The sequence below is a fragment of the Hymenobacter sp. IS2118 genome, from assembly GCF_000715495.1.
GTDB lineage: Bacteria > Bacteroidota > Bacteroidia > Cytophagales > Hymenobacteraceae > Hymenobacter.
The window spans coordinates 1-1,483 of record NZ_JNLX01000061.1; the positions used below are offsets into that span (position 1 = coordinate 1).

Below are 1,483 nucleotides of genomic sequence, written 5' to 3' on the forward strand. Positions count from 1 at the left end.
GCCGCAGCCACCAAGCCCAGTTGGGGCCCAGCCATCCCAGCGGGCCGGCAATACTACTACATCCCCGAAATCAACGGTTTCTACGACGCAATCACCCGCGAGTACCTGATTCAGCGCAACGGGGTCGGCAGTTGGGTGCGCACCAGCAGCGTGGCCACCAGCACGGCCAGCTTCCACCCCGTGGTCATGGATTACGTTGGCGCTAAGCCCTGGACCCTTTACGACGCCTACCAAGCCAAGTACAACAAAGCTAAGAGTAGCAAATAAGCTTCCTCCCTTTCATGAAAGACCTGTTCCTGGCCCGAACAGGCAGACTAACCGCACTATGCAAGTTGGTGGCAAATCTGGGTCAGCAGCTCTTCTAAATAGGCATCGTTCCATCCGAGCCGCTTTCGTTTTTTCTTGATGCTGACCCGTGTGGGGTCCTGTTGCAGCAGGTTAAGCGCCATTTTGCGCACGAGGGCCAGGTTTTCCACGGCTTGGGCCTGGCGCAAGCGGTGGGCGTCTTCGCCCAGCGTCACGTCCAGGTGCCAGTGGAGCTTGTTTTCAATGGCCCAGTGGTCGCGCACGGCGGCCGTGGCCTGGGCCGGGGTCAGGCTCGCGCGGCTGCTGAGGTAGTAGCGCACGGCCTGCGACTGGGCCGGTCCGTCGACCGGGTGGCGGGTGGTCGCGACCCGGACCAGGGCGGCCAGCCCCGGCCAACGGCCTTCTTCATCGACCCAGCGCAGGTCGGTTTGGACGCTGACCTGGGTGCAGAGCGGGGTGTTGTGGGAGGCCAGGCTCCAGGATTCGAGCGTCTGCCGAGCGGGCACCTGAGCCAGGGCGCGTTCGGCCTCGGCCAAGAGCGTGGCCTGGTTCTCCTTGAGGGCCAGCAGGTAATCACCGCCTTGCTGGCAAATCTGGGCCGCGATGGCAGGTTGGCAGCTGAGCGCATCGAGGCTGACGAGGCAGCCGCGTACGTCGAGTAGGGCCAGTACGTCGGGGATGGCCGCCAGTTCGTGGCCTTTGCCCGCCGTGGCCACCTGGGCCAGGCTCAGGCCCTGGGCGCTGGCCACGGCCGACACCACGTGCAGCGCCTGCGGGCCGGAGCCGCGCAGGGTCTTACCGTCGATACAAACCTGGCCGAGTTGGTCGGCGGGCAGCACCTGCCGCATCCAGGCCAGAAAGGCCGCGTTGAACGCCGCCGCGTCCAGGTGCTGAAAGACCCGCCGGAAGGTATCGTCGGACGGAATACCGTTGTCCAGCGAGAGGTAGCGCCGAAAGACGGGTTCTTTCTGCTGGCCAAACCAGGCGATTTCCTCAAAATCGTCGGCCCCGCTCAGCACAGCTAGCACGCTGATAACGAGAATGTCTAATAGTTTGTGGCGAAAGTTTTTATTCTGCCGCCGGAAGTCCGGCACGTCGGCTAAGTGGGTGAGTAACGACATCGAACCAAGGGGGTAAGCCGCAAATTTACCCTTGCGCACATAGTGCGGTTAGTCTG

The 1,483-nt window shown here is 63.1% G+C and carries 2 protein-coding genes; one reads left to right on the forward strand and one right to left on the reverse strand.

The window, feature by feature from the left end; translation table 11 throughout:
* On the forward strand, positions 1 to 267 hold a 267-nt coding region (locus GM79_RS25350), incomplete at its 5' end, for a hypothetical protein (RefSeq protein ID WP_035559883.1).
* Between the two features lie 56 nt (positions 268 to 323).
* Here GM79_RS25350 and GM79_RS04385 read toward each other — a convergent pair.
* A complete protein-coding gene (locus tag GM79_RS04385; RefSeq protein ID WP_035559885.1) occupies positions 324 to 1,427 on the reverse strand; it encodes an ISAs1 family transposase in 1,104 nt (367 codons plus the stop codon).
* Between the last annotated feature and the right edge of the window lie 56 nt (positions 1,428 to 1,483).